Here is a 26,529-nt window from a genome sequence, read left to right as displayed (position 1 = left end):
CATCGAGTAATGCCGAAGCAGGTCGACCACCATGAACGCCGCACCCGCATTGCCGATGCACTGTTACGGGTGGCCGCCGGCCGGGGCGTGGAAGCAGTGAGCCTGCGCCACGTGGCCGCCGAGGCAGGAGTGTCGACCGGGATGGTGCAGCACTATTTCCGCACGAAGGACGAAATGGTGGTTTTCGCATTGGCTGCGGTCGGCGAGCGCACCCGGGCCCGGCTCACCGGTGAGGTGGCTGCCCTCGGCCCGGCGCCGGCGCCGGATGCCTTTGTCCGCGCCCTGCTCGTTCAGCAACTTCCGTTCGACGAAGCACGCCGAATCGAAGGTAGGGTCGCACTTGCCTTCTATGCCTACACCGCGCGAAATCCTTCCGTCGCAGTGAAACTCGGCGAGGATGACACCCAACTCGCCGACTACGTCGCAAATCTCATCAGCCGTGCGCAAACTGCCGGTGATGTACCCGCCCACCTCGACCCCGGGCCCACGTCGGCCGCGTTGCTCGCGCTCGTGGAAGGACTCGGAGTCCGGGCCGCTCTGGGGCACCAACCGCCAGAAGACGCACTGGCCGTACTCGATACCCACCTGCAGACTGTGTTCGGGGTGGTGACCCGGCCGTAGCTTCTGATTGCCGCTGCGTTCACTGCCATTCCGCCGATTCTCGAGAGGAACCGGGTGGCTGTCGGCAGCCGCGGCGAGCCGGTGGGCCAGGTCCGTACGGCCTCGTCGAGTATGCCGGGGGTGCTCTCAGGTGGACTGTAGGCGCGGTGCCGCTCGTCCGGTTGGGTTCAGCGAGCAACTAGAATGCAGGCCGGAGTCTATTGCTGGTCGGGGGAGGCCCGTCCGAGACCGGAGGGGTTTACAGGCATGACCGGTTTGCCGCACGGATCTGGTGATCAGCCGGAGACGGGAGAAACCAATTGCCTCGAGTGGCAACAACATCGGCCGGCGGATGCGGCCCATTTCGGTTATCGGCAGGGCGGTCCAGCGCACCAGCACCTTCAGCAGCCTCTGCCACCGGCATATCCGCAGCAGACCGGACGTGGCACGTCGGGCCTGATCGTCGCCGGTGCTGTCGGGGCGGCGGTACTGGTGCTGGTGATCGGCGTTGTGGCCGGTGTGCTCCTCGGCGGCCGGAAGGGTGACAGTGCCCCCATCGCGAGCCCGGAACCGGCGATCTACTCGATGGAGGCGGTAACCGATGCGTGCGATCTGGTCGATCCCACGCCGTTGACCAGGTGGGCGTCCACGCCGCGTCCCGATCCTGTACATGAGCAGATTACGGCGTCCGGCAAGTCCGGAAACCTGCAGTGCAGTGTCTTCTACGACAATTCGACCGGTGACGAATTTCCCATGAACACCGCGATGATGAGGGTGTGGGCCGACGTCACGGAAGGTTCGGCCGCCCGAAAGTACGACCATTGCAGGCGCACGGCTGCCGAACTCGCCGACCAGGGTTCCGAGGTTACCTCCGGTGAGTTCACCGGAATCGGCACCCGGGGCTACTGGCAGTTCGAAGCCGACAACTTCGGCGGCATCGTCGACGCCGAATACGGGGTGTGCGTATTGGACGGCGGTGCCGCAGTGCAGGTGCAGATCGGACTCTCCCGTGAGAAGGAGTCCCCCGCGGTGGGTCGCGACGAACTCGATTCGGTCGCCAGATCCCAGGCCCGCAAGGTGCTGGACGGACTGCGGCAAAACTAGATCGACCAGCCCGGTGAAGAATTTTCAGGGACTACGCGGCGAACGGCACAGTAGGATCGGCGCCGCATGGAAGTTCGGCGGCAAGCACGTCGAAGAATCGAAGGGCCGCAAGCGATGACAGACCCTCGACAGGGACCCGGCCATTCGCTCGCGGGAAACGCCGATCCCGCTGGGCGGCAACCACACTTTTCGAACGGCGGCGAGACACACCCTGTCCCCGGATACGGCAGTCCCGGGCAGGGGTACCTGCCGCCGCCACCGCAGTTCATGTCTTCGCCGGCCGGTCGCGGTAAGTCGGGGATGATCGTTGCCGGTGTTATCGGGCTTGTGGTAACGCTTGCCGCGGGTGTGGTGATCGGTGTCCTCATCGCCGGTGGCGGCAGCGAACAACGGCCCACCGCTGTCGCGGCGTCCTCCAGCGCGCCGGCTAGGCCGTCCGGTGCCCCGACGACTGTCCCCCTCCCGGAAGCGGCACCGGGAATGTATTCGATGAAGGGGATCGCCAATGCGTGCGACCTGGTCGACCCCACCCCGCTACACCAATGGTCGTCCACATCGGACCGGGCGCCCTACCATCACGAAACTCCACCGAGCGATGACGGCCCCGGCAGTCTGTCGTGCCAATTCACCTACAAGAGCCAGTCGGCCGACGGCGTCCACTGGAATCAAGCGGCCATCGACCTCCAGGTCGAGTTCACTGCCGCGGGATCCGCGCCTGCCTATGACCAGTGGAAACAGGAGGACACCACCGGCCCCGAATCCAGTTCCGGCGAGGTCACCGGAATCGGCTCCCAGGGGTACTGGCACACCGAGACGGCGGACTCCACCGACACCACTGGACTGGACTACATCGTGGGTGTGCAGGACGACAATGTCTCGCTGCGAGTACGAATCCCCATCCTGCGCCAGCACGGCGAGCCCCTGACCAACCCGGACGAGCTCGGTGTGATCGCCCGAAACCAGGCCCGGCAGACTCTGGACGGACTGAAGCGGAAATAGCCATCGTGCTGCGGGCCGCGGCGCTAGCTGCCCTCGCGGGAGATCGGTCGATCCGGGTCTCCGTAACGCTCCTGGGAAAACCTCACGCCCCGCCGGGCGCCGGTACCAACAGGACGGGGCGGTGGGCGTGGTGGACCAGGCTGGTGGAGACCGATTCGCCCAGCAGACGCTCGAGCAGCGAAACCAGCCCGCCGCGGGAGGCGCCGATGATGATCATCTCCGCCTCGTGGGTGTCGGCGAGTCCGGCCAGCAGCTGCGAGGGGCGGCCCGGGCGGCTGTAGTAAGCCCAGGGGACCGCTGCGTTCTCGAGCAGCGCCCACGCTTCCCGGCGTTCCTGTTCTACCGCGGCGGCCACCGATTGTTCCCAGTCCGCGGCGTCGGGGTCGACCGGCAGGTCGTCGGTGTCGACGATATGCGCGACGTGCAAGAAGGCGCCGATCCGGCCGGCGAGGTCGAGGGCGTAGGTCAGGGCGGCGTGACTGGCCGGAGTGCGGTCGAACCCGACCACCAGATGACAGCGCGCCGCACCCGGCGAGGTCGGTCCGTCGATGCGGCGCGGGGCCCGCCAGTCCGTGTGAGCCGGTGTCCGGGGGTGCGGGTCGGTCATCGTTTCAGCTCCTCATATTCCGGTTATGGCCATTCCGGCGCCGGCGGCAGCGAGTGTGATGAGCAGGCTGCCGAAGGCGCCGAGGAATCCCGACCCGAGCATCAGGCGGCTGCGCTGCCGCCGGCCGGTGCCGGGTCCGAGCTCGTCAGCCTTTCCCGTAGCCAGCCCAGCAGAAACGCACCGGCGGTATTGATCGCGAACGTCATGACCGGCACCCACCGGCCGACTGCGCAAACCACCCGCCGAGCTGGAACCGCAGCGGAGCCCCGAGCAGCCCACCGACCCCGACCAGCGCGACCGCCGAGGCGCGTGTATGCCCCGGGAAGGAACCATCAGCCCCGGACTATGAGGCGGTTCAGCCATCCCGGGGGTGTCTCGGCGGAGATCCATCGCCACCCACAGCATAACCCCACCCACAGCATAACCGGGCGCCATCCACGGCCACATGGTGGAGCCGGCCCCTGCCACCATGGCCCACAAGACTGAACAGCGCTTCCCGGCTCCCGGTCCGTCGAGTCGCGACCGACCCCGATTCAGCGGTAAACCGTCAGACCATCCGCCAATTCCTCTTCGTCACCGTCGTGGTGGGCGGCGAGGGCCTGTTGCAGGGCGAAGGTTGCGGCGATCGCGGCGATGCGGGCGGTCGTTTCGTGATCTGCCCAGCCACCGAGTGTGAGTATGCGCCGCAACAGGGAATTGCCGTAGCCGGCGCCGAGGGCGGCCAGGTCTTCGGCGGGGTCACCGAGACCGACCTCGTCCCAGTCGACCACCCCGCTCAGGCGCGGGAGCCCGTCGACGCTCTCCCACAACACGTTCTCGGGCCCGAGGTCACCATGCACTACCGCGGCCGTGAGGTCGGGAAGGCCTTCGACTGCGCCGAGTTCCTGTTCGGCCCGCCGACGCCCACCGGCAGACATCAGCCCGAACAGCTCGGCGCGGACCTCCGCCGCGAACCGCTGCCACCGGTCTTCCGGAGCCGGCAGGGTCGCGCGCACTCCGGCGTCGGCACCGGCTCGGGCCAGCCCGGCCAGCAGACCGACGTACTGGTTTGCGACCACCTCGGCCACCCGCGGATCATCGAGCACCTCAGCGGTCAACGGAGCTCCGGGAACACGACTCAACACCAGGAACGGCTGCTCACCGATACCGTCACCGCCGCCTTCCTCCCGCGGAACCGGCACTCGGAAACCCAGGTCGAATCCGGCGAGGACACGCAGAACAGCCGCTCGCCGCGGCAGCCGGGCCGCCGCAGCCTCGGTGCGAGGCAGACACACAACACGGTCCGTGCCGATCACCACCAGATGGAACTGTCCCTCGCGGACCGCGATATCCCCCGGTTCGGCATCCGGCAGCAACCGGCTCAACAGAACTCGATGCCGTCCGATCGCCATTTCCACGACACCATCTGCTCTCGCCACCGTCTTGTTCATCTCCATACGTTTGAGGACGCGAATCTCGACCAACTCGCATATTCGTTCGGGTATCGCCGGCCCGTGGTGGATCTGGATCGGCGGTGAGGGAGTCGGTGCGGCGTCGACGATCGGATCGCCGCAGTGAGTCTGCTGGGCTGCGTGCTGACCGCAGCGTTGGCGGGCCGGGCCGGTCAGCTCGTCGTTTCGGCCGGTACGCCCACCGCGACCTCGCCACCGAGTGTATGCCCACCGGTGAGGTGTAGATGGTCGCCACTCCAGAATCGGCCCGGGTCGTACCAGTCGGGGCTGCGGTCCTCCGGTAGCAGGCCCATTGCCTGATAGGTGGCAGCCACGATTTCCGCGCAGTACGCGTTTTCGACTTCGCGTGCATCGGGTCGACGGGACCGGCGGCGGGGCAACTGGATTCGGCCGCGGAACCAGCGACCGGCGAGGGCCGCGGTCGAGGGGAAGGGGGTGCCGTCGAGCCGGGCGACCGTGCGCAGCACACCGTCTTCCATCGCGCGGGTGGCCGGGGGATCGAGCTGGCGCAGCCAGGCCTGCTGGTCGTAACGGTTGGCCCACACCATCACTGCGTCGCGCAGGTTGTGCAGTTGGGCTCCGCGATGGGTGGTGCCCGACCACATATCGGTGAGTGAGCGGCCGAGTTCGGCATGCCAGATCAGGGCCGGTAGATCGTCGATCACCACCGCCATCCCGACATGGTTGACGGGGCTGTTGGTAGTCATTCTGATCACCCGGTCGGCCGTGGAATGTCCACGGAACAACCAGATATCGCCCGTTCTGGTGATCTCGACAGCCCGGTCGAGATCGATATCCGCACCCGCCATACACGTAGCCTATGCGTATGAGGTGGTGGAAGCTGCTGGGTTTGGCAGGTGCGGCCGGTGTGGTGGCCACCGGTGTGGTGGTGGTGCGTGCGGAGCGGCGGCGCCGCTCCTACACGCCGGATCAGGTTCGCGAACAGTTGCACACGCGGTTTGCGCAGGCGGTGGCCGGGGAAGTGGTCGAGGCGGGCGAGCCGGAGTCGCGGCGAGTGCGGCTGCGGGCCTGGGTGCGGCGAGTGCTGCGGCGCTGACAAATATGCAGTGATCCAGATCACATCCGGTTTCTGTCAGAAATCCCGCCGCTGCCCCGTTCAGAGGGCACGCGAACGAGAGGTTCACGCGAACCGGACAGGAGCACCGTTATGAAGCACCGCATCATGGTCCTGGGGGCCGGATACGCCGGCGCCTACGCCGCCGGACTGCTCGCACGGCGGCTGCATCGCGACGAGGTCGAGATCACCGTCGTCAATGCCGAACCGGATTTCGTCGAACGGATGCGCATGCATCAGCTCGCCGCGGGCCAGGAACTGCGCCGGCACGAGCTGACGGAACTGTTCGCGGGTACCGGCATCGGGCTGCTGGTGGCGAGGGTGGAAGCGGTCGATGCCGAACGGCGGACCGTCACCGTGACCGGCGCCGCCGGCACCGACCGGCTCGAATACGACACCCTTCTCTACACGCTCGGCAGCACCGCTGCCCAGCACGATGTGCCGGGTGTCGCCGAGTACGCATTCCACGTGGCCGGTCGACCGTCGGCGCTGCGGCTGCGGCAGCATCTGGACGACCTCGACGGTAACGGGACGGTGCTTGTTGTCGGCGGCAATCTCACCGCGATCGAGGCCGCTCCCGAACTCGCCGAATCCCGGCCCGGTCTTCGGGTCACCCTCGCGACGACCGGTGAACTGGGTGGCTGGCTCGGCCCCTCGGCCCGGAGTCATCTGTTCCGGGCTTTCGACCGGTTCGGGATCACCGTCCACGAACACACCACTGTCGAACGGGTCGAGCAGTCCTATGCTGTTGCCGCCGACGGCACCGTCCTGCCCGCGGACGCCACCGTCTGGGCGGCCGGTTTCGCCGTGCACCCGGTGGCCGCTGCCAGCGGGCTCACGGTCGAGGAGAACGGGCGGATCCGGGTGGACCGGATGATGCGGTCGGTATCGCATCCGGATGTCTATGCTGCCGGCGACAGCGCGTTCGCCATCCGCGACAACGGCCGTCCGCTGCCGATGTCCTGCGCATCGGCGGGATTCACCGCCATGCAGGCGGTGGCCGCGATCGTCGGCGACCTCACCGGCCGCGAGGCGCCCGAGACCTCGCTGTCCTATGTGGGCAACCACATCAGCCTCGGCCGCAAAGACGGGATCTTCCAGCTCGTCGACGCTGCGGAGCGGTCGAAGACCTGGGCCCTGAGAGGCCGCCCCGCCGCGCGGGTCAAGGCCGCCATTCTGAACGCCGGGCCGTGGAGTATGCGCCATCCGACCTACGGCCGGCCCACCCGCAAGCATCATCTCGCGGACGTGCCGCGGCAGCGCAACGAGGAGGTCGCGGCCTAGAGTGGCGAGCGTGGATACCGCCACCGTGGAACGCTTCGAGGCCGGCCGGTCCCGGCTGGCCTCGCTGGCGTACCGGCTGCTCGGTTCGGCCGCCGACGCCGAGGACGTCGTCCAGGACGCGTTCCTGCGCTGGCAGGCCGCCGACCGCGACCGGATCGAGATCCCCGAGGCATGGCTCACCAAAGTGGTGACCAACCTGTCGCTGGACCGGTTGCGCTCGGCACGCGCCCGGCACGAACGCGCGGCCGGCAACTGGCTACCCGAACCGCTGCTGGACGGCGACCCCATGCTCGGTCCGGCCGATACCGTCGAACAACGCGAATCGGTCACCCTGGCGGTGCTGCGGCTGTTGGAGCAGCTGTCGCCGGTCGAACGCGCCGTCTACGTTCTGCGCGAAGCGTTTTCCTACAGTCACGCCGAGATCGGCGAGATTCTGGACATCTCCGAATCGGCCAGCCAGCAGCATACGCACCGGGCGCGGCAGCGGATCGCCGCCGGGCGAAACGGCGGTGCCGGCGACCGGGCGTCCGCCCGCCGGATCGTGGAGGCCTTCGTCGCCGCCGCCTCGTCGGGGCGCACCGAGCCGCTGGTCGCCCTGCTGACCGATGACGCGACCGCGATCTCCGACGGCGCAGGGCTCGCCGCGAAGCTCCAGGTCTTGACGACGCCCCGCCGGATCGCGACCACTCTGCGCGGGGGCTTCAAGCCGACAGCGGCCAAACGCCGGCTGGTCGGTGGTTCGCTGTCCATCCACGCCGGGGTGGTCAATGGCGCACCGGCGATGATCGCCGCGACTGCGGACCGGGTGGTGGGCGTGGTGGTCCTGGAGATCCGCGACGGCAAGATCGCCACCGTCTGCGGTATGGGCGCGCGCAGATTGGAACGCCTCAGCGCGCAGTGGCGGCGCGCCGAACATCCGGAACCACTGATCGAATCCTGGTGAGTGGCCGATTCGCGATTGCGTCGATGTCGGTGCTGCACCGGCGTGGCGGGCAGGTCCTTCCGTATCCGTGAACCCGATCGCCGGATCACCACTCCACAGGGAAGGGGTGATGTGGTGCCGTCGCCGCCCACCGTCGCCGGATCCGGCCCAGCTTGTCCGGGTTGACCTGGATCCGGACGGCCTGGATGCCGCCGGGCACCGGGTCGAGGCAGAAGACACCCAGGACCTGTCCGCCGACCTCGGCCAGCAGGGCCGGACCCCCATTGACAGTGACGCTGTAGAAGGACACTTCGCCGCCGAGGAAGGCCCGTTTGGCATCGGTCGGCCGAAACAGGCTGCCCAGGTAGCGGGCGATCGCGAAGCCGCCGAGAACCGGGCCCCGACGGGCCGGGACCCGGCCGCCGCCGTCGGCGATGCTGACCGCATCGCCGGTGAGTAACCGGATCAGAGGTTCGGTATCGCCACTGAGCGCCGCGGTCAGGAATTCCCGGACGATTCCCTGCGCGGCGGCCGCGTCGACCGGAGCGCGGGAGCTCTCAGTGGTCACATGCTGTTTGGCGCGCCGGTAGATCTGCTGGCAGTTCGCCTCGCTGATCTCGAGAATTTCCGCGATCTCCCGATGTCGATACCCGAATGCCGCACGCAGCACATACACCGCGCGCTCCTTCGGCGACAGCCGTTCCAGCAGGGTGAGTATCGCGAGGGACACCGATTCGCGTTGTTCGACGGTATCGGCGGGGCCGAGTATCGGGTCACCGGACAGAACTGGTTCCGGAAGCCACTGCCCCACATAGGTTTCCCGCCTGGCCCGCGCCGAGGTCAGCTGGTTGAGGCAGAGGTTGGTGAGCACCTTCGTCAGCCACGCCTCGGGTGTTTCGATCCGTTCGCGCTCTGCCGCATGCCAGCGCAGGAAGGTCTCCTGCACCGCGTCCTCGGCATCCACGGCCGACCCCAGCAGCCGGTAGGCGATCGCCTCGAACCGTCCCCGTAACCCTTGGAAGAGGTCGGCCTCGTGCGAACTGAGTGACATCACTACATGGTCGACCATGTCCGTGGGCACAGTCCAGCCAACCCCGTGCCCGTCGGCGGCCCGCAATTCCGGAACGTGGCGGGTCACTGATCAACGGACGCAGCGCCTGCGGGCGATACCGGGGCGAACCCGTCGCGCAAGGCCTCCACGAGTGTTTCCGGCGGGATCGTGCGCGGCCGGTCGCTGACCTGACCGTCACCGAGTTCGATCAGGCGCCAGGTGCCCCCGGCGCGCAGGGCGAAATCTGCCGTGACGAAGGGCAGCCCCAGATCGCGGATCGGCTGTTGTGCGACGGCGGCATCGAAGTCCGGGGGAGGCGTGTCCTGCGGACTGTCGGGATGAGGGCCGATGAGGTGGCAGCGGCCACCGATCCACCAGGTCCGTATCTCGGCGGATACGAACGGTTCGTAAGTGCGCAGAACGAAACCGCCGGTCAAGTCCGCACCACGCAATTCCCGGAACCGGTTGGCAACCCGCCAGGCGGCCGCGCCGTCACCGGTCTCCGGGATGAACGCGGCGTCGTTCCAGTAGTGCTTCATCGACTTCGAATAATCGCGCAATACGGCGGGGCCCGCACCCAGCCGTTGCAGTGCCCGGTCGAACTCGGGCCGCGCGGTGCCGATTGTCCATACCGACCGCGGTGTGAGGGCGCTGAGTTCGGCGTACCAGCCGGGCATTTCGTGCGCCCGCCGGTACTGCTCCGGCGTGGTGCACAAGACGATATTCCGGCGCCGCAGCGCACCGGCGAATTCGGCGTACCGTTCGCTGCGCACCATCCAGCCGCGGTATACCGCAACCCCTTCGGCGTGTACTCGCCGCACTGCCTCTTCGGCACCGCCCCGCCGGGCGAGCCGGTCGTGATCGACCAGCGCCACGTCGATCCCGAGGGCACGCGCAGCCTCGGCCTCGGCGGCGAAATGGTCGTCGACGCGGCGGGGACGGAGGGAGTCGGCGGGGACGAGCAGGATCATGGACGATATCGTCGCCCGTCGGCGTCGGCCGGCCAACCGGTTTTCGCCGAGTCGGCCAGGCGACGTCTGCGGTGTCGGTGCAGGAGTATGTCCGACCGGCGTGGGACCCGGAAATCTCGCCACGAGAAGGGGACGATGGCCTCGTGTCCCGTGATTCCGTAAATCCCGCTACCCCCGATATGAAACCCCGCAGCCGCGATGTGACCGACGGCCTGGAGAAAACCGCCGCGCGCGGGATGTTGCGCGCGGTCGGAATGGGCGACGACGACTGGGTGAAACCGCAGATCGGTGTCGCCTCCTCGTGGAACGAGATCACACCGTGCAACCTGTCGCTGGACCGGCTGGCCGGCGGCTGTAAGGACGGCGTGTTCGAAGCCGGCGGGTTCCCCATGCAGTTCGGCACCATCTCGGTCTCCGACGGTATCTCGATGGGGCACGAGGGGATGCATTTCTCCCTGGTTTCCCGCGAGGTCATCGCCGACAGCGTGGAGACCGTGATGCAGGCCGAACGACTCGACGGCTCGGTGCTGCTGGCAGGTTGCGATAAATCGCTGCCCGGCATGTTGATGGCGGCGGCCCGGCTGAACCTGGCCAGTGTGTTCCTCTACGCGGGGTCCATTCTGCCGGGTATCGCGAAACTGTCCGACGGCAGTGAACGCGAGGTAACCATCATCGACGCGTTCGAGGCCGTGGGCGCGTGCGCGCGCGGGTTGATGAGCCGGGCGGACGTGGACGCGATCGAGCGCGCCATCTGCCCTGGTGAGGGCGCATGCGGGGGGATGTACACGGCCAACACGATGGCCAGCGCGGCCGAGGCACTCGGGATGTCGCTGCCCGGGAGCGCGGCGCCGCCGGCGACGGACCGCCGCCGCGACGGTTACGCCCGCCGCAGCGGGTCGGCGGTGATCGAACTGATCCGTCGCGGGATCACCACCGCCGACATCCTCACGAAAGAGGCGTTCGAAAACGCCATCGCGGTGGTGATGGCGTTCGGGGGTTCCACCAACGCGGTTCTGCATCTGCTGGCGATTGCGCACGAGGCCGGGGTTGCGTTGAACCTGGACGATTTCGCCCGGGTCGGCCGGCAGGTCCCGCATCTGGCCGATGTCAAACCGTTCGGCCGGCACGTGATGACCGATATCGACCGGGTGGGCGGCGTACCGGTACTGATGAAAACCCTGCTGGACGCCGGCCTGCTGCACGGCGACTGCCTGACCGTGACAGGCCGCACCGTCGCGGAGAACCTCGCCGAGATCGCGCCGCCGGACCCGGACGGGAAGGTGGTGCGCGCACTGTCGTCCCCGATCCACCCGACCGGCGGAATCACCATCCTGCACGGTTCGCTGGCACCCGGCGGTGCCGTGGTGAAATCGGCCGGGTTCGACTCGGATGTCTTCGAGGGCACCGCTCGGGTTTTCGATCGGGAACGAGCCGCTATGGACGCTCTCGCGGACGGGACGATCACGGCGGGCGATGTGGTCGTCATCCGCTACGAGGGTCCCAAGGGCGGCCCGGGTATGCGCGAGATGCTCGCGATCACCGGTGCCATCAAGGGGGCCGGGCTGGGCAAGGATGTGCTGCTGCTGACCGACGGACGGTTCTCCGGCGGCACCACCGGCCTCTGTGTCGGGCATGTGGCGCCGGAAGCGGTGGACGCGGGGCCCGTCGCCTTCGTCCGCGACGGTGACCGCATTCGCCTCGATGTCGGGGCAGGCACCCTCGACCTATTGGTCGAACCCGGCGAACTCACCCGCCGCCGCGACGGCTGGGTGCCGCTGCCCGGCCGCTACTCCCGCGGAGTGCTCGCGAAGTATGTACGCCTGGTCGGTTCGGCGTCGCACGGGGCGGTCTGCGACTGAGCCGGGACCCTGTCGCGCTGGTATCCGCCCGGTCGGGACCGGTGACTGCCCACCGACGGCGACTGCTACGCCGCTACCGGGCCACCGGTCCTGAACTGGCCATTCGGCAGAAATAGGTATGCGTGGGGCGGTTCGACCGGTGTGCTGATGCCACCGTGCGGTCGACGATGGGAGTCGATCCTGCCGACACGATCACAGGGGTTTCGATGGGCGAACCGATACGGGCGATGGACCGCGCGAGCGGCGACAGACCGGACTGCACGGAAATTCTGCTGATTCTGCGGCGGTGCCGGGAATGCGGAAGGGTATTCGCACCGCCGATCGACCGCTGTGTCTCGTGCCTTTCCCGGCGTTTCGGTGGTGTAGCGGTATCCGGAACCGGATCCATCGTGTCTTGGCGCATGATGGCTTGCCCGGTGCGGGCCCGGGCCGAACCGGTGTTGCGGACCGTGGCGATCGTCGAGCTCGACGAGGGACCGTGGGTATACGCGGCGATCGAAGGGGATCTGCCGCCGACCGGCGGCCTACGGGTACCGGTACGGTTCGAACGGCCGGCCCGCGAAGACGATTTTCCGGTTTTCGTCGTCGGTCCCGCCCGGATGTGAAGATTGCCGGCCCGCCGATGGCGCCGCTCGAAGGGGTCTGCCGGTTCATGACTTGCTCTCGCCCGCTATGAAATTGTTTCGGCCTACAGTGGGTGTTAGCGAAAGGGTGAGCCGATGTTGCCTCGTGACCTCAAATCTTGCTGTTGGTTCGCATTCGGTCGATGACCGGGGCGGAACCAGTGCCGACCCGTCGTGAACCAGGAATCTCCGTTGCGGCGGAATTATCTGCGGCCGGTTTCGAGGATGCGGTGGAAGTGGGCCGTGGTGGCTTCGGCGCGGTCTACCGATGTGCCCAGCAGGCCCTGGACCGGACGGTGGCAGTGAAGGTGCTGACCACCGAACTCGACGAAGACAACCGGGCCCGGTTCCTGCGGGAACAGCAGGCGATGGGCCGGTTGACCGGGCAGCCGAATATTGTCACCGTGCTGGAGGTAGGGGTTACCCCGAGCGGCCGCCCGTATCTGGTGACGCCCTTCTACCCCATGGACTCCCTCGACGCTTGGATCCGGCGGCACGGCCCGCTTGCGGCGGAAGATGTATTGCAGATCGGCGTCAAGATCGCCGGTGCGCTCGATACGGCGCATCGCCTCGGCGTCGTGCACCGGGATGTGAAACCGGGCAACATCCTGCTCGCCGACCACGGTGAACCGGAGCTGACCGATTTCGGTATCGCACATATCGACGGCGGCTTCCGGACCGCCGCCGGAACAGTCACCGGTTCACCGGCTTTCACCGCCCCGGAGGTGCTGGAGGGACAGCCGCCCACACCCTCCGCCGATATCTACGGTCTGGGTGCCACCCTGTTCTGCGCGCTCACCGGCCATGCGGCGTTCGAACGGCGCAGCGGCGAGAATATGGTGACCCAGTTCCTGCGGATCACCACCCAGCCGGTGCCCGACCTGCGCGAGAACGACGTCTCCGCCGATATCTCCGCATTGGTGGAATCGGCGATGGCCCGCGACCGCCGCGCACGTCCGTCGGCCGCCGAATTCGCCGAAGCCGTCCGGCAGGTACAGCAGCAGCACGGGTTCCCGGCGACCGGTGAAATGGTGCTGCTCACCACACCGGTTCCCGAAGCCGCGCGAGCCGAACCCCGGACACCGGTGCGGCGACCGAATACCGGGCGAATGGGTGGGGGCAACCTCCCACTCGAGCTGACCAGCCTGGTGGACCGTCGCGCCGAACTCGCCGGCGTGAAGAACCTACTGTCCAGCTCCCGGCTCGTGACCCTCACCGGAATCGGTGGCGTCGGCAAGACGCGGCTGGCAGTGCGCGCTGCCACGCAGGCAGCCGGTGATTTCGCGGACGGAGCCTGGATGGTCGAGTTGGCCGATGTATCCGAGGCCGCGATACTGATCGATAGCGTCGTGGCGGTGTTCGGTTTGCGCGACAAAGCGCCCGAACCGCTGACCCAGGTGCTGGTGGACTATCTGTGTTCGCGTGAGCTCCTGCTCGTGCTGGACAACTGCGAACAGCTGGTGGGCCCGGTCGCGGAACTGGACGAAGTCCTGCTGCAGGCATGTCCGGGCCTGCGAGTGCTGGCGACCAGCCGGGAACCGTTGAATATCGCCGGAGAATCGGTACTGCGGGTTACGCCGCTCACCACCCCCGCGCCGGACCGGGAACTGGGTTTGCCGGAGTTGTCACGGTACGCCGCCGTGAAACTGTTCGCCGACCGTGCCACCGCGGCTGTACCGGGCTTCGAACTCGACGAGGAGAACAAAGGGGCCGTCGCCGCTATCTGTGCCCGGCTGGACGGACTACCGCTGGCCCTCGAATTGGCGGCCGCCCGGATGCGGACGATGTCGCCGGAACAGATCGTGCAACGGCTCGACGACAGGTACACCCTGCTCGCCGGCGCCACCCGTACGGCCCCGAACCGCCAGCAGACGCTGTGGCTGAGTATCGACTGGAGTTACGACCTGTGCACTCCGGCCGAACAGCAGCTGTGGGCCCAGCTCTCGGTATTCGCCGGGAGTTGCGAACTGGATGCTGTGGAGGGCGTATGCGATCTCGACCCGGCGCCGTTCGGTCTGCTCGATGGGCTTACGGCGCTGGTGGACAAGTCCATCCTGGTCCGCGAGGAGTCGGGTACGGCAATCCGGTTCACGATGCTCGATACACTGCGCGACTACGGTCGGCACAGGTTGCGGGAATCGAGCCGCAGCCGGGAGTTCGGCCGGCGCCACTACGAGTGGTATCAGCGAATGCTGGACGATTCCGCCGAAGGCTGGATCGGTTCCGAGCAACCCGGCTGGCTCGCCCGCCTCGAGCGTGAACAATCGAATCTGCGGGAGGCGTTGGAATTCTGCCTGAACGAGGACACCGAGGCCGGACTGCGAATGGCAGCGGGACTGTTCGAGTTCTGGAACTTCCGTGGCCTGTTGGGCGAGGGCCGATCCTGGCTGAACCGGGTTCTTGCCCGCCCCGGTGCCGACGCGAGCCGGTATCGCGTGCGCGCACTCTGCGCGGCGAGCAAATTGGCGTCCCTGCAAGGGGAATTCCGGATCGCGACCGACCTGGTCCGGCAGGCCGGTGCGCTCACCGGCGAAGACGCTGCCTCTCTCCTCCGCGCGGAGATCGCCTACGCTGAAGGCCTGCTCGGCCTGTCGAGCGGTGAAACCGCTGATGCGCTCAGCGGTTTCGAGCGCACGGTGGAACTCACCGAGCCGGAACCGATGTTCCCGATCCGGATGAGTGCCCTCGCACTGCTCGGCTGGGCATACGAGATGCGCGGTGACAGCAGCCGGGCGAGCGACTACTACCGGCGAGTGCTCGCCGTCACCGAACCACGCGGAGAAGTCCTGCATCGCGTGGCGGCATTACGCGGGCTGGGGGTCGCCGCCTGGCAAGCGGGCGAATCGGAACACGGCCGGCAGTTGCTGACCGAAGCGTTACGGGTGAACAGCGGGCTCAACAGCACAGTCCTCGGCATGCACAGCCTCGAGGCGCTGGCGTGGACCTGCGATACCCGCGCGGGAGCCGAACGGGCGGCCGTGCTCCTGGGTGCCGCGGAGCGACTCCAGCCCCCCGGAACAAATGTCACGGACGTCTTTCGCAACCTGGCACGTTTCCACGACGAGACCGAGCGCCGGGCTCGGCGTGACCTCGGCGATCGCCGGTACCGTGCAGCTCACCGGAAAGGCCGCGCCATGGATATGGACGACGCTGTCGCCTATGCGCTGGGGGCGACCGGCGGCGACCGGGCCGGCTCCGGCTCGGCGCCGGCACTGACAAAACGTGAACACCAGGTGGCGGAACTGGTCGCCCGCGGACTCAGCAACAGACAGATCGCGGCGAAGTTGATGATTTCGCTGCGCACCGCCCAAGGGCACGTAGAACACATCCTGAGCAAACTCGGGTTCACCTCGCGCGCCCAGATCGCGGCCTGGGTCGCGCACGATTCCACGCATCCGGACGACGATCCGCGGTGATCCGGCACTAGGCCACCGACGACTCTCGTCGAAGGGGATGGCACCGGTCCAGGCCCCTGCGGTGTCGTTGTCGTCCGGCCGTTCACCTGTGGCGGCATGTCGCCGCAGTCATTCGAATCGGCGTGATCCCAACAGCGCGCAGTGCCGGCCGGGGTGGCGCAATGGTTCCGATTCCCCGGGTCCACGCTGGTCGCGCCTACCAGAGACCCGGCGTATTGGAAGTGCGGACTTCACGGTCCCTCGAATGCGGTCCGGCAATACCGCCGGCCGGCACTATCGTCACCGTTCATGCAGGTCAGCGAGATGAACACCGAGCGTGCGGGGGGCGGCGCCACCGTTCGCCGGCTGCGCGCGGACCAGGCCAGACGCGTCGCCGATATCCTGCGCCACCAGATCCGCGCGGGCACCGTCGGCGAAACCCTGCCCGGTGAACAGGAACTCGCCGCGGAACACCGCACCTCCCGCAACACCATCCGCGAGGCCCTGACCCTGCTGCGTGACGAAGGACTGATCGACCGCGCCCCACGGGCCGGAACCCGCGTGGCCGCCCGGAAGTTCGACCACGGGCTGGACGCATTGCTGGGTCTGCAGGAAACACTGGAGGGGCGCGGTACGGTCCGCAACGAAGTCCGGGCCGCACAGCGCATCACCGCCCCGGCGGTCGTGGCGCGCCGGCTCGGGCTCGCGCCGGGCGAGCAGGTCGTCTATCTGGAGCGCCTGCGCTATCTCGGCGATCAGCCACTGAGCCTGGACCTCACCTATCTCGCCCCGGAGATCGGCGCACGGGTTCTCGCCCACGATCTCGCGCACACCGATGTGTTCGTACTCCTCGAACAGCTCAGTGGGCAATCGCTGGGTTCGGCGGATCTGGCCGTGGAGGCGATCCCGGCCGACCGGCACACCGCCGCCACCCTCGACGTCCCGGACAGCGCCCCGCTACTCATGCTCGAACGTCTCACCCGCCTCGACGACGGCACACCCGTCGACCTCGAATACATCCGGATGCGCGGTGACCGGATCACGCTGCGCGGCAGCCTCTCCCGTGCGATCCCCGAATGGAAGGTCCTGTAGATGGCCCTGGCCGACCAGCGCACCGATATCCCGGTGACCATCGACGAATCCCTGTGTATCGAGGGCTGCACCCTGTGCGTCGAGATCTGCCCGCTCGACTCCCTCGCAATCAACCCCGACAACGGTAAAGCGTTCATGCACGTCGACGAATGCTGGTACTGCGGCCCCTGCGCCGCCCGCTGTCCGACCGGGGCCGTCACCGTCAATATGCCGTATCTCCTGAGGTAGAGCCACCATGCCCACACTGAAACGCCTCGCGGCCCTCTTGGCCGCCGGGACGCTGGCCCTCACCGGCTGCTCGCTGGAAGACGCCGCCGCCGGCGATACCGTGCGTGTCGTCATCGGTTACCAGTCCAAAACGATCAACACCGTCACGGCGGGCACTCTGCTGCGCGCCCAGGGGTACCTGGAACAGCGGCTGGCCCGGCTCACCGAGGGCGGCGGCCCGGCCTACCAGGTGGAATGGCAGGACTACGACACGGGTGCGCCGATCACCGCGCAGATGGTGGCGGAGAAAATCGATATCGGTTCCATGGGTGATTACCCGCTGCTGATCAACGGGTCGCGTACCCAGGCAGGCGAACGCTCCCGCACGGAATTCATCTCGGTCACCGGCTACAACCCCAAGGGTGCGCTGAACATGGTGGTGGTGCCGCCGGATTCGCCCGCCGCGGGACTGCCGGATCTGGCGGGGCAGAAGGTCTCCGCCAGCGTGGGGTCGGCCGGTCACGGCACACTGGTGCAGGCGCTGACCCGCGCGGGTATCGACCCGGTCACCGGCGTCGAAGTGCTCAACCAGCAGCCGCAGGTCGGGGCATCGGCTCTGGAGTCGGGCCAGGTCAGCGCGTTATCGCAGTTCGTGGCCTGGCCGGGGCTGCTGGTGTTCCAGGACAAGGCGAAACTGCTCTACGACGGCGCCGAACTGAATGTGCCGACCTTTCACGGTGTGGTTGCCCGTGCGGATTACACCGCGCGGCATCCCGAAGTGGTCGACGCGTTTCTCCAGGCGCAACTGGACGCCACCGAATTCCTGTGGCGGGAACCGCTCGAGGCGGCGCGGATCGTGGCCGAAGGTTCGGACTTGCCGCAGGAGGTCGTCTACCTCTACAACGGCCCCGGCGGCACCTCCTTCGACACCACCCTCAAACCGAGCCTGCTCGGCGCGTTCGAAGACGATGTGCAATACCTCGAATCGATCGGTGATTTCGCCGACCTCGACACCGGCGCCTTCGCCGACGACCGGCTGATCCGCGCGGCATTCGCCGCCCGCGGCCAGGACTACGACGCCGCCCTTGCCGACCCAGGCAACCACACCAGTGGTTCCGGTACCGAGCTCTGGATCGGCGGGCAGAACACCACCCGGCCGGCCGCCGACCCCACCGAATTGCTGCGCGCGGTGAAGGCCGCCCGCGCACAAGGGGACACCATCCGTGCGGCCTACGTGACGGATTCCGAACTCGGCACCCGCTGGTTCGCCGACAAGGCCGTGTGGTTACGCGACGGCGACACCTATCTGGCCTTCACCACCGAGGCGGCCGCCGGCCGCTACCGGCACGCCCATCCGGGCGCCCGGCCTGTCGGCTACGACCAGGCCGTGGCGGAGGTTCGGTCGTGACTGTCGCCGCCCCCGCAGATTCCGGTGCCGACTTGCACAGCGATCACCCCCGCGCCCGGCCTGGCACCCGCTCGGTGTGGCCGGGGCGGGCGCTGCGGGTGGGTTCGGTGGCCGGTGCTGTGTTGCTCTGGCAGCTGCTGACCGCCGCCGATATCCGGCTGTGGCTGCGGTTCGACACTCTGCCCACCGTCACCGACGTGCTCACCGCTTTCGGCCGTCAGCTGGGCACCGATGTCTACTACCTGGACCTGGCGCAATCGCTGGTCCGCATCCTCACCGGTTTCGCCCTCGCGACCGTCTTCGGAGTCGCGAGCGGGATCGCGCTGGGCCGGTCTCGGGTATTCGCCGGGATCCTCGGCCCGCTCACCGAACTCGCCCGCCCCATCCCGGCGATCGCGGTGGTGCCGATCGCGATTCTGCTGTTCCCCGACGACGAAGCCGGAATCGTGTTCATCACCGGACTGGCCGCGTATTTCCCGATCATGGTCAGCACCCGGCACGCGGTGCGCGCCCTGCCCACCCTGTGGGAGGACTCCGTACGCACTCTCGGCGGAAACCGCTGGGATGTCCTGGCGCGCGTCGTCGTTCCCGGCGCGCTGCCGGGGATCTTCGGCGGACTCTCGGTCGGGCTCGGTGTCGCCTGGATCTGCCTGATCTCGGCGGAGATGATCTCGGGTCGCCTCGGCGTCGGTTACCGCACCTGGCAGGCCTACACCATCGTCGACTATCCCGGGGTGTTCGTCGGAATCATCACCATCGGCGCCCTGGGATTCGGGACCTCCGCGGCGATCGAACTGCTCGGCCGCCGGGTCACCCGCTGGCTCCCCAGGGGAGAGGAGAACGCCCGATGACCACCACCCTCACTACCCGCGATACCCGTACCGGGACCGGCGGACACGGGATGGCCCTGCGACTGGACGGTGTCTCCCTGTCCTATACCGGAGACCCGGTGATCGACGACCTCACCCTGGATGTCCGGCCGGGCGAAATCCTGGTCCTCACCGGGCCGTCCGGCTGCGGGAAATCCACCGTCCTGCGCGCGCTGGCCGGCCTGCTGACACCGGACTCCGGCCGTGTGCTCGCCGACGGTGCACCGGTCACCACCACCTCGCGCGACCGGGCCGTGGTCTTCCAGGACAATGCGTTGCTGCCGTGGCGTAGCGTGCGCGCCAATATCGAACTGGCGCTGCGGTTGCGCGGCGAACCGAAGGCGGGGCGCCGGGCGGCCGCCGACCGCTGGATCGAGGAGGTCGGTCTCACCGGTTTCGGTGATTTCCTGCCCAAGAGCCTGTCCGGCGGTATGCGCCAGCGTGTGCAGCTGGCGCGCGGCCTGGCAGGCGCACCGCGGGCGGTGATGATGGACGAACCTTTCGGCGCGCTGGACACCCAGACCCGGGCCACCATGCAGCATCTGCTCACCGAGACCTGGCGCACCCATCCCACCACCGTCGTCTTCGTCACCCACGATGTGGACGAGGCGCTACTGCTCGGCGACCGGGTCGCGGTTCTCGGGCGGGCCGGACAGCCGCTACGCGCCCTCGTCGATATTCCGAATCCGCGCGCCACCGCCGACCGGCAGGATCGGCGCGCCCGAATCCTGGAGGCCCTGTCGTGACCGCACCCACCCTGTTCACGGCGCCGGACCTCGCCGAAACCGTGCGACTCGACTGCGATGTCCTGGTCATCGGCGGCGGCACCGCCGGCACGATGGCCGCGCTGACCGCGGCCGAGCACGGCGCGAATGTATTGCTGCTGGAGAAAGCGCACGTCCGGCACTCCGGTGCGCTCGCCATGGGGATGGACGGCGTGAACAACGCGGTGATCCCGGGAAAGGCCGAACCGGAGGACTACGTCGCCGAGATCACCCGCGCCAACGACGGAATCGTCGACCAGCGCACGGTCTACCAGACCGCGACCCGCGGTTTCGCCATGGTGCAGCGGCTGGAACGTTACGGGGTCAAGTTCGAGAAGGACGAGTACGGGGAATATGCGGTGCGCCGCGTGCACCGGTCGGGGTCCTATGTGCTGCCGATGCCCGAGGGCAAGGATGTGAAAAAGGCGCTGTACCGCGTGTTGCGACAGCGCAAGAACCGGGAGCGGATCCGGATCGAGAACCGATTGATGCCGGTGCGGGTACTCACCGCCGGGGGCCGGGCGGTCGGGGCGGCCGCGCTGAACACCCGGACGGGCGAGTTCGTGACGGTCGGCGCGAAGGCCGTAATTCTGGCCACCGGACCGTGCGGTCGCCTGGGCCTACCGGCCTCCGGCTACCTGTACGGCACCTACGAGAACCCGACCAACGCCGGCGACGGTTACTCGATGGCCTATCACGCCGGCGCAGAGCTCAGCGGGATCGAATGCTTCCAGATCAACCCGCTGATCAAGGATTACAACGGCCCCGCCTGCGCGTACGTGGCGAACCCGTTCGGCGGATACCAGGTGAACGCACAAGGTGAGCGATTCGTGGACTCCGACTACTGGTCGGGCCAGATGATCGCGGAGGTGAAACGCGAGATCGACTCTGCGCGTGGACCCATCTACCTGAAGGTGTCGCATCTGCCCGACGAAACTCTGCGCACCCTCGAAGGAATCCTGCACACCACCGAACGCCCCACCCGGGGTACTTTCCACGCCAACCGCGGCCACGATTACCGCACCCACGATATCGAAATGCATATCTCCGAGATCGGCTTGTGCGGTGGGCATTCCGCGTCGGGGGTGTGGGTGGACGAAAACGCCCGGACCAGCGTCCCCGGTCTGTACGCGGCCGGGGACCTGGCGTGCGTGCCGCACAACTACATGATCGGCGCCTTCGTCTTCGGGGAATTGGCCGGCGCCCACGCTGCCGGAACCCTGCCGGGCCTACCCGCTCCGGAAACCCTGCCCGCCGAGCAGATCGCCGCCGCCCACGAACTCGTCTACCACCCACTACGCAACCCGGACGGACCGCCACAACCTCAGGTCGAATACAAACTGCGCCGCTTCGTCAACGACTATGTGGCGCCGCCGAAAACCGCCGCGAAACTCTCACTGGCAGTGGAAACCTTCGAACGGATGCGTGGCGACCTCACCGAGATGGGCGCGCGTACCCCGCACGAACTCATGCGCGCCGTAGAGGTGTCGTTCATCCGCGACTGCGCGGAAATGGCCGCCCGCAGTTCGCTGACCCGGACCGAATCCCGCTGGGGGCTCTACCACGAACGCGCCGACCTCCCGGAACGCGATGACCGGCAGTGGCGCTACCACCTCAACCTCCGAAAACGTGCCGACGGTGCGATGGAGTTCCTGAAGCGGCCGGTCGCACCGTATCTCGTGCCGGTCCCCGGCCTCGACGACCTGCCGTCGCATGATGAGCCGGTCGTAGTCCTTCAGCCCGAACTCGTCGGCCACCGGCGGGCCCCCGAACCGGCCGAATCGGCCTCTCCGGCGGCAGCCACCGATCCGGTGCATGCCGCGTCACCGCGCCTGCTGACCCTGCTCGCCCTGGACGCTCCCACATCGGCCGAACTCGCCGAGTATCTGGCCGATCCCGAGGAACGCGTGCGGGTCGCGGCGATCGCGGAATCGACCGAGCACACGCCCGACGGGTATGTGCCGCTGCTGGTGGGTGCACTGGACGACGCCGCGGCTCCGGTCCGTAGTGCGGCCGCTGCTGCGCTGCGCGAACTGGTGGAGGTCCTGCCGGCGACCGAAGGTCTCGCTGCGCGGCTCGCCTCCGCTGACCCGGTGGTCCGCGCCGCGGTCCTGGATCTGCTGCGAGCCACCCGGACCGGATCGTCCGAGGATTTCAGAACGGCCCTGGCCGACCCCGACCACCGGGTGCGGATCGAAGCGGTTCGGGCGCTGGTTTCGATAGACGAGTGGGCGCCGATCGCCGCCGCGGCAGATGACGTCGACCGGGAGGTGCGGATCGCGGTCGCTCAGAGTCTGGCAGGTATCGGGAAGGGCGGCAGCACAGCGGTGGCGGCGCTGTCAGCAGACCCGGATCCGCTGGTCCGCGCGGCGGCACTGGCGGCCTTCGCCGACCTGGGGACCACTGCGGCCGATACAGCGATTTGCCTTTCTGCCCTGCGTGATTCGGCCTGGCAGGTGCGGGTGGGTGCCGCTCGCGGGCTAGCGGGGGCGGGTGCCGGCCGCGCTGTTGCCGCGCTCATCGAAGTGCTTTCCGATCCGCATCTCGACGTCCGGAAGGCCGCTGTTCTCACGCTGGGGACATGGCCGGGGCACGACGCCGCGCGTACCGGACTGAAGCAGGCACTCGACGATACCGATGCCGACGTCCGTGCCTACGCCCGGCGTTTTCTGTCGGCCTGAGCGCGGCAGCCTTGGTTCGACCACCGCGCAGGCGCCGGGCGGGCCGTCAGCTCTCCCGGCGCCTGCGCCGGTAGCGCACCGTGCACGGTTGCTGCAATTGCACCACCATCTTGGAATGGTCGTTGCGGTAGCTCTCCGAGGGCTGCACCATCTCGAACTCCCAGTCCCGCAGCAGCACCGAGAAGATCGCCTTCAGCTGCATCAGCGCGAATGCCGCGCCCACGCAACGGTGCCGGCCGGCGCCGAACGGGATCCACGTCCAGCGGTTGACGAGATCTTCCTGGTTGGGGTCGATGTAGCGGCCGGGGTCGAAGCTGTCCGGGTTCGGGAAATCCTCCGGCAGCCGGTTGGAGATGGCGGGGGTGGCCGCGACATGGTCGCCCTCGGCGATGGTGTGCCCACACACCTCGAACTCACCCTGTGCCACCCGCATCAGGATGATGAGCGGCGGATGCAGCCGCAGTGTTTCCTTCAGCACTGCCTCCAGCTGTGGGATCTGGCGCAGCGCATGGAAACTCACCTCCTGGCCGTCGGCGTAGAGCTCATCGAGTTCCTTCACGACACCCGACAGCACCTCCGGGTGGCGCAGCAGTTCGATCACCGACCACGCGGCGGTACCGGAAGTGGTGTGGTGGCCGGCGAACATCATCGAAATGAAGATGCCGGTCACCTCGCTGGCGCTGAAATGCGGTGTGCCGTCTTCCTTCTTCACCGAGACCAGTACATCGAGCAGATCGCGGTCCTCTTTATCGGCGGGCGGGTTCGCGATCCGGTCGTTCATGATCTCCCCGACCAGCTCGACCAGTTGCGCCCGGGATTCGTCACGGATCCGGAAGCTTTCGATCGGCATATACGGGTCGACGTAGGCCAGGGCGTCCGTCCCGCGTTCCAGGTTGTGGTACAGGTGCGCGAACCGGCTGTCGAGTTCCTCGCGGAACTTCGTGCCGATCAGGCAGGCCGAGGAGGTGTAGATGGTGAGTTCGGCGAAGAAATCGAGCAGGTCGATCTCGCCTTCGTCGCCCCAGTTCGCCAGCATCCGGTCGACTTCGCGTTCGATGGTGGCGGCGTGGCCGCGCATCTGATCGCCGCGCAGCGCGGAGTTGTGCAGCATCTCCTTGCGCCGTTCCGGGCTGGCGTCGAAGACTACGCCCTCGCCGAAGATCGGTTTCATGAACGGGTAGGCGGCGGCCTGGTCGAGGTCCTCGTCGGCGGCGCGGAAGAAGAATTCGTTCGCCTCGGAGCCCGTGAGCAGGATGACGTGGCGGCCTGCGAGTTCGAACTGGCCGACGTCGCCGCATTCCTCCCGGACCCGGCGCATGAGCGCGATCGGGTCGGTGCGGAATTCCTCCAGATGGCCGTGTTCGTGTTCGCCTCCGGACACCCGCGGTGGTTTCACCGAAGTCATGTGGAAATCCTTCCCCAGATTACTGTCCAGGATCTATGGTAGACACCTGTCCAGACAGTACTATGGGGAGTCGGCCGCAATCAAGACCGGCCCCGGAAACGAGAGCAGGTCCATGAGCGGTCAGCAATCCCTGTGGGGCCGCGGCGCCGTGGTCGTCGGCGCCACCAGCGGTATCGGTCACGCCGTAGCCCACACCCTGGCGCGGCACGGCGCCGGAGTGGTCGTCAACGGGCGCCACGAATCCGCCGTAGAACGCGCAGTCAATTCGATCACCCTCGGCGGGCAGCGCGCGATCGGTATCGCAGGCAGCGCAGCCGACGAAACCGTAGCCACCGAACTCGTCGACGCCTGCGTCCGCACGTTCGGCACCGTCGATGTCCTCGTCAACTGCGCCGGAATCGCCGAACCTGCCGAATCTTCCATTCTGAACGTCACCACCGGTGATTGGCGCGCCCTGCTCGACTCCCACCTCACCACCACGTTCAACACCTGCCGCGCCGCCGCGCCGAAAATGGTGGCCCAACGCCGCGGCAGCATCATCAACACCAGTTCCTTCGCCTATCTCGGCGATTACGGTGGCACCGGCTACGCGGCCGGGAAGGGCGCCGTCAACAGTCTCACCCTGGCCGTCGCCGCCGAACTCGCCGAATACGGCGTCCGGGCCAACGTCGTATGCCCGGGAGCGAAGACCCGGCTGTCCAGCGGGTTCGCCTACGAGGCCAAGATCATGGAGTTGTATCGCCGCGGCATGCTCGACGAAATGAGCAAGGACGCCGCCCTCGACGCCCCACCCGCCGAATACGTCGCGCAGCTCTACCTCTACCTCGCCGGTGCGCAAGCCCGGGCGATCACCGGACAGATCTTCGTCGCTGCCGGCGGGTTCCTGGGCCGCTATGACCGGCCCACCCCGAGCATCCTCGGCTTCCGCGACCACAAGGACACCCCACCGTGGACGCCAGAGGAAGTGCACAAGATGCTCAGCAGCAGTGAACAGGCGGGCCGGGCATGAACGAACCAGGGCGCGGGATGGCGGACCGTCACAACGAAGGGCCGCCCGCGGTAATCCCCGGCGGCCACCGCAGCGGCGAATTCCCCGAACTCGGCTGCTACGGGCTCGCCGGGCATGCTACGGACCCCTACGCTCTACTCGGAGAAGCCCGTACCGCCGAAGAACTCGGCCTCGGAACCCTTTTCCTGTCCGAACGTTTCAACACCAAGGAAGCGTTCACCCTGGCCGCCGCCGCGGGCGCAGTGACCACCGACCTGCGCATCTGTACCGCCGCCACCAACCACAACACCCGCCACCCACTGGTTACGGCGGCCGGTGCGGTCACCCTGCACCGCCTCACCCGCGGTCGCTACAGTCTGGGCCTGGGGCGCGGTTTCGACGCCCTGTTCGACGTGATCGGCCTACCTCGCATCACCTCCGCACAGCTCCGCGATGCCGTCGATATCTACCGCCGCCTCTGGCGTGGTGAAACCGTGCTCGGCCACGACGGCCCCGCCGGGCACTATCCGCTGCTGCAGCTCGACCCGGCCTACGACGAAAACATCCCCGTCACCCTCACCGCCATCGGCCCCGCCACCCTTCGCCTCGCCGGGCAGATCGCGGACTCCGTCGTCCTGCACACCTTCTTCACCGACGACACCACCGCCCGCGCTGTGCGCACCGTCCGCACCGCCGCCGAAGCCGCCGGCCGTGACCCCGCCGCTCTGCGGATCTGGTCCGTCCTGGCTGTTGTGGACGAATCCCAGGGCGAACTCGCCCGGCTGCGCAAACTCGTCGGTCGCCTCGGCACCTACCTGCAGGGCTACGGCGATATCCTCGTCCGGGTCAACGGCTGGGATCAGCAAGTACTCGACGATTTCCGCGCCCATCCTCTGGTCACCGGAGCCGGCGGGGCGCTGGATGCGGTGGTGAGCCCGGAAACCCTCGCCGCCGTCGAGGAGCTGCTACCCACGGAATGGCTCGCCGCCTCGGCCACCGGCACCGCCGCGCACTGTGCCGCCCGGATCGCCGATCAATTCCGCGCCGGTGCCGACGGAGTTGTCCTGCACGGCAACACGCCGGCCGAGCTGACCCCGGTGCTCAGAGTCTGGCGCGAGCACCGCCGGAACTCGGGGGCCGCGGTCCCGCCGAGCCGATTCACGGAGAAGTGATC

Annotated in this window: 23 protein-coding genes and 1 riboswitch; of the genes, 17 read left to right on the top strand and 6 right to left on the bottom strand. The window is 67.8% G+C overall.

Annotation, left to right across the window (positions count from 1 at the left end; all coding sequences use genetic code 11):
• Positions 1–9: 9 nt before the first annotated feature.
• From NS6_RS01900 to NS6_RS01890, 3 genes are all read left to right on the top strand, one after another.
• Complete coding sequence (locus NS6_RS01900) at positions 10–621, top strand: TetR/AcrR family transcriptional regulator (RefSeq protein ID WP_068035592.1); 612 nt, start codon at positions 10–12, stop codon at positions 619–621.
• A 246-nt stretch (positions 622–867) separates the two neighbouring features.
• On the top strand, positions 868–1,704 hold the full coding sequence (locus tag NS6_RS01895; protein WP_068035590.1) for a hypothetical protein: 837 nt from the start codon (positions 868–870) through the stop codon (positions 1,702–1,704).
• A 114-nt stretch (positions 1,705–1,818) separates the two neighbouring features.
• Positions 1,819–2,703, top strand: a complete 885-nt coding sequence (locus NS6_RS01890; protein WP_168443383.1) for a hypothetical protein — start codon at positions 1,819–1,821, stop codon at positions 2,701–2,703.
• Positions 2,704–2,785: 82 nt separating this feature from the next.
• Here the strand turns inward: NS6_RS01890 and NS6_RS01885 are convergent, their stop codons facing one another.
• The 3 genes from NS6_RS01885 to NS6_RS01875 form a co-directional block, all read right to left on the bottom strand.
• The gene (locus NS6_RS01885) at positions 2,786–3,310 is read right to left on the bottom strand and encodes a universal stress protein (RefSeq protein ID WP_068035586.1); all 525 of its coding nucleotides are present in this window, start codon (positions 3,308–3,310) and stop codon (positions 2,786–2,788) included.
• A 316-nt stretch (positions 3,311–3,626) separates the two neighbouring features.
• A riboswitch (Fluoride riboswitch) is annotated at positions 3,627–3,713 on the bottom strand.
• 130 nt (positions 3,714–3,843) lie between these two features.
• Complete coding sequence (vph, locus tag NS6_RS01880; protein ID WP_068036065.1) at positions 3,844–4,701, bottom strand: viomycin phosphotransferase; 858 nt, start codon at positions 4,699–4,701, stop codon at positions 3,844–3,846.
• A gap of 212 nt (positions 4,702–4,913) precedes the next feature.
• Complete coding sequence (locus NS6_RS01875; RefSeq protein WP_068035584.1) at positions 4,914–5,570, bottom strand: hypothetical protein; 657 nt, start codon at positions 5,568–5,570, stop codon at positions 4,914–4,916.
• Between the two features lie 17 nt (positions 5,571–5,587).
• Here NS6_RS01875 and NS6_RS01870 point away from each other — a divergent pair, with 17 nt between their 5' ends.
• From NS6_RS01870 to NS6_RS01860, 3 genes are all read left to right on the top strand, one after another.
• Positions 5,588–5,818 carry a hypothetical protein gene (locus tag NS6_RS01870; RefSeq protein WP_157112578.1) on the top strand — a complete coding sequence of 77 codons (231 nt, stop codon included), beginning with the start codon at positions 5,588–5,590 and terminating at the stop codon, positions 5,816–5,818.
• A 111-nt stretch (positions 5,819–5,929) separates the two neighbouring features.
• The gene (locus tag NS6_RS01865) at positions 5,930–7,120 is read left to right on the top strand and encodes an NAD(P)/FAD-dependent oxidoreductase (protein WP_068035580.1); all 1,191 of its coding nucleotides are present in this window, start codon (positions 5,930–5,932) and stop codon (positions 7,118–7,120) included.
• A 10-nt stretch (positions 7,121–7,130) separates the two neighbouring features.
• Entirely contained in the window at positions 7,131–8,063 is a 933-nt protein-coding gene (locus NS6_RS01860; protein WP_068036064.1) for a sigma-70 family RNA polymerase sigma factor, read from the top strand.
• A gap of 85 nt (positions 8,064–8,148) precedes the next feature.
• Here NS6_RS01860 and sigJ read toward each other — a convergent pair whose 3' ends face one another.
• Together sigJ and NS6_RS01850 are read right to left on the bottom strand one after the other, a co-directional pair.
• Positions 8,149–9,093, bottom strand: a complete 945-nt coding sequence (gene sigJ / locus NS6_RS01855; RefSeq protein WP_084470566.1) for an RNA polymerase sigma factor SigJ — start codon at positions 9,091–9,093, stop codon at positions 8,149–8,151.
• Positions 9,094–9,176: 83 nt separating this feature from the next.
• Complete coding sequence (locus NS6_RS01850) at positions 9,177–10,064, bottom strand: ATP-grasp domain-containing protein (protein ID WP_068035578.1); 888 nt, start codon at positions 10,062–10,064, stop codon at positions 9,177–9,179.
• Positions 10,065–10,243: 179 nt separating this feature from the next.
• Here NS6_RS01850 and ilvD point away from each other — a divergent pair, with 179 nt between their 5' ends.
• The 9 genes from ilvD (at position 10,244) to NS6_RS01805 (ending at position 22,962) form a co-directional block, all read left to right on the top strand.
• Entirely contained in the window at positions 10,244–11,923 is a 1,680-nt protein-coding gene (ilvD, locus tag NS6_RS01845; RefSeq protein WP_068035576.1) for a dihydroxy-acid dehydratase, read from the top strand.
• Positions 11,924–12,090: 167 nt separating this feature from the next.
• Positions 12,091–12,528: a Zn-ribbon domain-containing OB-fold protein gene (locus tag NS6_RS36130; protein ID WP_157112577.1), complete on the top strand. Its 438-nt coding sequence runs from the start codon at positions 12,091–12,093 to the stop codon at positions 12,526–12,528.
• A 161-nt stretch (positions 12,529–12,689) separates the two neighbouring features.
• Positions 12,690–15,962 carry a protein kinase domain-containing protein gene (locus NS6_RS01835; protein ID WP_068035574.1) on the top strand — a complete coding sequence of 1,091 codons (3,273 nt, stop codon included), beginning with the start codon at positions 12,690–12,692 and terminating at the stop codon, positions 15,960–15,962.
• A gap of 288 nt (positions 15,963–16,250) precedes the next feature.
• A complete protein-coding gene (locus NS6_RS01830; protein WP_068035572.1) occupies positions 16,251–17,033 on the top strand; it encodes a GntR family transcriptional regulator in 783 nt (260 codons plus the stop codon).
• On the top strand, positions 17,034–17,261 hold the full coding sequence (locus tag NS6_RS01825) for a 4Fe-4S dicluster domain-containing protein (protein WP_068035570.1): 228 nt from the start codon (positions 17,034–17,036) through the stop codon (positions 17,259–17,261). It begins immediately after the preceding gene.
• 7 nt (positions 17,262–17,268) lie between these two features.
• On the top strand, positions 17,269–18,648 hold the full coding sequence (locus tag NS6_RS01820) for an ABC transporter substrate-binding protein (protein WP_068035568.1): 1,380 nt from the start codon (positions 17,269–17,271) through the stop codon (positions 18,646–18,648).
• 74 nt (positions 18,649–18,722) lie between these two features.
• A complete protein-coding gene (locus tag NS6_RS01815) occupies positions 18,723–19,499 on the top strand; it encodes an ABC transporter permease (RefSeq protein WP_371859295.1) in 777 nt (258 codons plus the stop codon).
• Positions 19,496–20,263, top strand: coding sequence for an ABC transporter ATP-binding protein (locus NS6_RS01810; RefSeq protein ID WP_068035566.1), 768 nt, complete (start codon positions 19,496–19,498; stop codon positions 20,261–20,263). The genes NS6_RS01815 and NS6_RS01810 overlap by 4 nt, the downstream gene beginning before the upstream one ends.
• Positions 20,260–22,962, top strand: coding sequence for a fumarate reductase/succinate dehydrogenase flavoprotein subunit (locus NS6_RS01805; protein WP_068035564.1), 2,703 nt, complete (start codon positions 20,260–20,262; stop codon positions 22,960–22,962). Before NS6_RS01810 ends, NS6_RS01805 begins: the two co-directional genes overlap by 4 nt.
• Positions 22,963–23,008: 46 nt before the next feature.
• Here the strand turns inward: NS6_RS01805 and cyp51 are convergent, their stop codons facing one another.
• A complete protein-coding gene (gene cyp51, locus NS6_RS01800; RefSeq protein ID WP_068035562.1) occupies positions 23,009–24,367 on the bottom strand; it encodes a lanosterol 14-alpha demethylase in 1,359 nt (452 codons plus the stop codon).
• Between the two features lie 112 nt (positions 24,368–24,479).
• On the opposite strand from cyp51, the gene NS6_RS01795 reads away from it, so the two are divergent.
• Both NS6_RS01795 and NS6_RS01790 read left to right on the top strand, forming a co-directional pair.
• The gene (locus NS6_RS01795; RefSeq protein WP_068035560.1) at positions 24,480–25,376 is read left to right on the top strand and encodes an SDR family NAD(P)-dependent oxidoreductase; all 897 of its coding nucleotides are present in this window, start codon (positions 24,480–24,482) and stop codon (positions 25,374–25,376) included.
• A complete protein-coding gene (locus NS6_RS01790; RefSeq protein ID WP_245669092.1) occupies positions 25,373–26,527 on the top strand; it encodes a TIGR03857 family LLM class F420-dependent oxidoreductase in 1,155 nt (384 codons plus the stop codon). The genes NS6_RS01795 and NS6_RS01790 overlap by 4 nt, the downstream gene beginning before the upstream one ends.
• Positions 26,528–26,529 lie beyond the last annotated feature (2 nt).

It is taken from the genome of Nocardia speluncae NBRC 108251 (assembly GCF_001613245.1).
Taxonomy (GTDB): Bacteria; Actinomycetota; Actinomycetes; order Mycobacteriales; family Mycobacteriaceae; genus Nocardia; species Nocardia speluncae.
This window is presented reverse-complemented; position numbering and strand designations above follow the sequence as displayed.

Excerpts from the sequence above, each read along its gene's own strand:
- NS6_RS01825 (WP_068035570.1), top strand. The coding sequence starts at position 17,034 with ATGGCCCTGGCCGACCAGCGCACCGATATCCCGGTGACCATCGACGAA.
- NS6_RS01820 (WP_068035568.1), top strand. The coding sequence starts at position 17,269 with ATGCCCACACTGAAACGCCTCGCGGCCCTCTTGGCCGCCGGGACGCTG.
- NS6_RS01810 (WP_068035566.1), top strand. The coding sequence starts at position 19,496 with ATGACCACCACCCTCACTACCCGCGATACCCGTACCGGGACCGGCGGA.
- sigJ (WP_084470566.1), bottom strand. The coding sequence starts at position 9,093 with ATGTCACTCAGTTCGCACGAGGCCGACCTCTTCCAAGGGTTACGGGGA.
- NS6_RS01885 (WP_068035586.1), bottom strand. The coding sequence starts at position 3,310 with ATGACCGACCCGCACCCCCGGACACCGGCTCACACGGACTGGCGGGCC.
- NS6_RS01795 (WP_068035560.1), top strand. The coding sequence starts at position 24,480 with ATGAGCGGTCAGCAATCCCTGTGGGGCCGCGGCGCCGTGGTCGTCGGC.
- NS6_RS36130 (WP_157112577.1), top strand. The coding sequence starts at position 12,091 with ATGGGAGTCGATCCTGCCGACACGATCACAGGGGTTTCGATGGGCGAA.
- cyp51 (WP_068035562.1), bottom strand. The coding sequence starts at position 24,367 with ATGACTTCGGTGAAACCACCGCGGGTGTCCGGAGGCGAACACGAACAC.
- NS6_RS01870 (WP_157112578.1), top strand. The coding sequence starts at position 5,588 with ATGAGGTGGTGGAAGCTGCTGGGTTTGGCAGGTGCGGCCGGTGTGGTG.
- NS6_RS01895 (WP_068035590.1), top strand. The coding sequence starts at position 868 with ATGACCGGTTTGCCGCACGGATCTGGTGATCAGCCGGAGACGGGAGAA.
- NS6_RS01875 (WP_068035584.1), bottom strand. The coding sequence starts at position 5,570 with ATGGCGGGTGCGGATATCGATCTCGACCGGGCTGTCGAGATCACCAGA.
- NS6_RS01835 (WP_068035574.1), top strand. The coding sequence starts at position 12,690 with ATGACCGGGGCGGAACCAGTGCCGACCCGTCGTGAACCAGGAATCTCC.
- NS6_RS01900 (WP_068035592.1), top strand. The coding sequence starts at position 10 with ATGCCGAAGCAGGTCGACCACCATGAACGCCGCACCCGCATTGCCGAT.
- vph (WP_068036065.1), bottom strand. The coding sequence starts at position 4,701 with ATGGCGATCGGACGGCATCGAGTTCTGTTGAGCCGGTTGCTGCCGGAT.
- NS6_RS01850 (WP_068035578.1), bottom strand. The coding sequence starts at position 10,064 with ATGATCCTGCTCGTCCCCGCCGACTCCCTCCGTCCCCGCCGCGTCGAC.
- ilvD (WP_068035576.1), top strand. The coding sequence starts at position 10,244 with ATGAAACCCCGCAGCCGCGATGTGACCGACGGCCTGGAGAAAACCGCC.
- NS6_RS01865 (WP_068035580.1), top strand. The coding sequence starts at position 5,930 with ATGAAGCACCGCATCATGGTCCTGGGGGCCGGATACGCCGGCGCCTAC.
- NS6_RS01830 (WP_068035572.1), top strand. The coding sequence starts at position 16,251 with ATGCAGGTCAGCGAGATGAACACCGAGCGTGCGGGGGGCGGCGCCACC.
- NS6_RS01790 (WP_245669092.1), top strand. The coding sequence starts at position 25,373 with ATGAACGAACCAGGGCGCGGGATGGCGGACCGTCACAACGAAGGGCCG.
- NS6_RS01890 (WP_168443383.1), top strand. The coding sequence starts at position 1,819 with ATGACAGACCCTCGACAGGGACCCGGCCATTCGCTCGCGGGAAACGCC.